Origin of the sequence: Eubacterium sp. CAG:161 (assembly GCF_000432355.1) — a bacterium.
Classification (GTDB): Bacteria; Bacillota; Clostridia; order Lachnospirales; family Lachnospiraceae; genus Eubacterium_G; species Eubacterium_G segne.
Genome location: NZ_HF991871.1, coordinates 175687 through 179443, shown reverse-complemented (window position 1 = coordinate 179443; position 3757 = coordinate 175687). Strand labels below are relative to the sequence as shown.

At 36.1% G+C, this 3757-nt stretch carries 5 protein-coding genes; 4 read left to right on the top strand and 1 reads right to left on the bottom strand.

All coding sequences use genetic code 11. The features are described 5' to 3' along the window. On the bottom strand, nt 1-450 hold a 450-nt coding region (locus tag Q5O30_RS07405; RefSeq protein WP_302674635.1), incomplete at its 3' end, for a nucleotidyltransferase family protein. A 193-nt stretch (nt 451-643) separates the two neighbouring features. On the opposite strand from Q5O30_RS07405, the gene pta reads away from it, so the two are divergent. The 4 genes from pta to rpmF all read left to right on the top strand — a co-directional run bounded on the left by pta (nt 644) and on the right by rpmF (nt 3723). Then, complete coding sequence (gene pta / locus Q5O30_RS07400; RefSeq protein ID WP_021953119.1) at nt 644-1639, top strand: phosphate acetyltransferase; 996 nt, start codon at nt 644-646, stop codon at nt 1637-1639. 96 nt (nt 1640-1735) lie between these two features. Further along, on the top strand, nt 1736-2929 hold the full coding sequence (locus Q5O30_RS07395; protein WP_021953118.1) for an acetate/propionate family kinase: 1194 nt from the start codon (nt 1736-1738) through the stop codon (nt 2927-2929). Between the two features lie 86 nt (nt 2930-3015). Further along, nucleotides 3016-3540: a DUF177 domain-containing protein gene (locus tag Q5O30_RS07390; protein WP_021953117.1), complete on the top strand. Its 525-nt coding sequence runs from the start codon at nt 3016-3018 to the stop codon at nt 3538-3540. 3 nt (nt 3541-3543) lie between these two features. Beyond that, the gene (gene rpmF / locus Q5O30_RS07385) at nt 3544-3723 is read left to right on the top strand and encodes a 50S ribosomal protein L32 (RefSeq protein WP_021953116.1); all 180 of its coding nucleotides are present in this window, start codon (nt 3544-3546) and stop codon (nt 3721-3723) included. The last annotated feature ends 34 nt before the right edge of the window (nt 3724-3757 follow it).

Here is a 3757-nt window from a genome sequence, read left to right as displayed (position 1 = left end):
ATATTTTTTTAATGAAATCCCACGGGCTTTTGGGAAGGTCATTCCTGATTTGAGATTTTCTAACAATGAATCTCTGTATTCTGTTGGTTCATCTGCTAATACATGGGCAATTTCTTCTAAAAGCTTTGTATTTTCCGTTTCACATCCAAAGCATAAGTAATCTATGGAGTTGAGTTTGTTAAAGAAACTTACTGATGATGTGGCAAAAGTTTCAGCAGAGGCTGTAGAATAACATACCGGAAGCTCAAAAACCACGTCGGCACCGTTTTCTATTGCAGTTTTACTGCGAAGAGATTTGTCAAAAATAGCAGGAAGTCCCCTTTGAACAAAATTTCCGCTACATAAAATTACAATATTCTCAGCTCCTGTTTTTTGACACACCGTGTCAATTAAATATTTATGACCGTTGTGAAAAGGGTTAAATTCTGCGATTATACCTGCTGTTTTCATTGAAATCTCCTAAAATATCCTTCTAAATATAGTATACCGGATTATTGTATCATTATTGCACTATTCTATCAATTAATTAAGGCACAAATTGTTATATGTATTGTAAAATAAATAGTTGTTGTTTCTTCAAAAAAGGTATATTATAATTATTTGTGTGATTGAAGAATATATGAGAAACAAGGAGAAGATGAATATGGGTTTTATTGAGCAGTTAAAGGAAAAAGCCAGACATGACAGAAAGACAATTGTTTTGCCGGAAGGAATGGACAGACGTACATATGAAGCTGCAGAACAGATTGTTAAGGAGAATTTTGCAGATATTATTCTGTTAGCCTCAGAGGAAGAGGTGGCAAAGTATGGAAAAGATTATGACACTGAAGGTATTACAATAATTAACCCGAGAAAATACGAAAAGATACAGGATTATGCTGAACAGTTCTACCAGCTAAGAAAGGCTAAGGGGATGACTAAAGAACAGGCATATGCCATTTTAGTCAGTGACTATATGTATTTTGCATGTATGATGTTAAAGGCTGGAGATGCAGACGGAGTTGTATCAGGAGCATGCCATTCATCAGCTAATACCCTTAGACCGTCTTTACAGATTATAAAGACAAAGCCGGGTAGTAAATTGGTTTCAGCATTTTTTGTAATATGTGTGCCTAATAAGGATATGGGAGCTAATGGTGTATTCGTAATGGGAGACTGTGGACTGAATCAGAATCCTAATCCGGAACAGTTAGCAGATATTGCTGCAAGTAGTGCAGAGTCTTTTGAGTACTTAGTTGGGGAGAAGGCAAGAGTTGCCATGTTATCCCATTCTACCCACGGCAGTGCAGCTCATCCTGATGTGGATAAAGTAGTTGAGGCTACTAAAATAGCCAACAAGGAATATCCACAGTATCTTATTGACGGAGAATTGCAGACAGATGCTGCTTTAGTTCCTGAAATAGCAGAATTTAAGGCACCGGGAAGCCCGGTAGCGGGAAGAGCCAATGTTCTTATATTCCCTGATTTAGATGCAGGAAATGTTGGATATAAGCTTTTGCAGAGACTTGGACAGGCTGAGGCATATGGTCCTCTTTGTCAGGGAATTGCAAGACCGATTAATGATTTGTCAAGAGGATGTAGTGCTAAGGATATAGTTGGTGTTGTGGCAATTACAGCAGTACAGGCACAAATAGATTAAATGAGAAAAACTCATTTATAAATAGGTTCCCAATGAAATGCCACCAACGGAAAGTAGGGGCAATAGGATGTGATTAGAAGAAAACAGGAGTTTGAAATGGAAGTTTTAGTTATTAATTGTGGAAGTTCATCACTTAAGTTTCAGTTAATTAATTCAGATAATGAAAAGGTATTGGCAAAGGGACTTTGTGAAAGAATAGGAATTAGCGGCAGTGCTATTACATATGAAAGTGTTAATTGTGAAAAAAACACAAAAGAAATAGATATGCCAACTCATAATGAGGCCATAACAGCTGTTATTTCTGCCCTTACGGCAGAAAACACAGGAGTTATAAAGGATATGAGTGAAGTTGGAGCAGTAGGACACAGAGTGGTACACGGTGGAGAGTATTTTTCAAAGTCAGCTTTAGTTACTGAAGATGTACTTGAAAAAATTGAAAAGTGTAATAATTTAGCACCTCTTCATAACCCGGCAAATATTATTGGAATAAAGGCATGTATGAAAATAATGAAGGATACACCAAATGTGGTTGTGTTTGATACAGCTTTTCATCAGACAATGCCCGAGGAAGCGTATTTATATGCTCTTCCTAGAGAATACTATGATGACTATAAAATAAGAAGATATGGATTCCATGGAACTTCCCATAGCTTTGTGTCAAAGAGAGCAGCTGCTATTTGCGGCAAGCCTTATAATGAATTAAAAACAATTGTTTGTCATTTAGGAAACGGTGCCAGCATATGCGCAGTTGACGGTGGAAAATCAGTGGACACAAGTATGGGGCTTACACCTTTAGCAGGAGTTATAATGGGAACCCGTTCAGGAGATATTGACCCGGGAATTTTAGAAGTTATTGCAAATCATACAGGAAAGAATATTTCAGAAATAACTGAAATATTAAATAAAAAGTCCGGAGTTGCAGGACTTTCAGGAGTGTCTAGCGACTTTAGAGATATAGAAAAGGCAATAAGTGAAGAAAATGAAAATGCAAAATCAGCATTTGATGCTTACGTACATACTGTTGTAAAATTTATCGGTGCCTATGTTGCAGTAATGAATGGTGTAGATGTAATTGCTTTTACAGCCGGCGTTGGAGAAAACAATGGTCATGTAAGAAAAGATGTGTGTAGTCATTTAAAATATCTTGGAATTGAAATAGATGATGAGGCAAACTCAAAACGTGGAGAGGAAGTAATGATTTCCACTAAAGAGTCAAAGGTTAAGGTTTATGTTATACCAACCAATGAGGAACTTGCAATTGCAAGGGAGACGGTAGAAGTTTTAGCTTAAGCAGCAAATTGAAAAAATAAAAAAAGTATTTGACAAACCTATGGCTGATATGTATAATTTATAAGGTGCTTTGAAGAAGGAATATTATGTTAATTGATTTATACGATTTACTACAGGAAGAAGACGGGGTAAGAAATTACCCGGTAGAGCTTGAAGCGAAGGAATTTAAAACTAAAAAGAGCCGTTATCCTATTTCTGACAGTGATATTAAGTTGTCTTTTAGAAATAAGGGTAAGAAGCATATTGATTTTAAATGCGTTGGGAAGGTTATATTGATTATTCCATGTGACAAGTGTTTAGAGCCTGTACCGTATGAGATTAATATTGATTATTTCAAAGATTTAGATATGAATAAATCTTCAGAAGAAAAGATTGCTGAGTTAGATGAAGAAGTTTATCTTGAAGGTACAAAGTTTGATTCTGATGTATTTGTTTATAACGAGATTCTGGTTAGTTTACCTATGAAAGTCCTATGCAAAGAAGACTGCAAAGGAATTTGCAATAGATGCGGCGCTAATCTCAATATGGGATCCTGTAAGTGCGATAACGCAGAACCAGGTACGGGAATGTCGAAAATTTTAGATGTTTTTAATCAGTTTAAGGAGGTGTAAACCATGTCTATCTGTCCAAAGAACAAATCTTCTAAAGGAAGAAGAGATAAGAGAAGAGCTAACTGGAAGATGTCAGCTCCAAACCTTGTAAAGTGCAGTAAATGTGGAGCATTAATGATGCCACACAGAGTATGCAAGGCTTGTGGAAGCTATAACAAAAAAGAAATTGTTTCAGTTGACTAATTATAAAAAAGTGGCTGTTGCTTTAATCATTGAA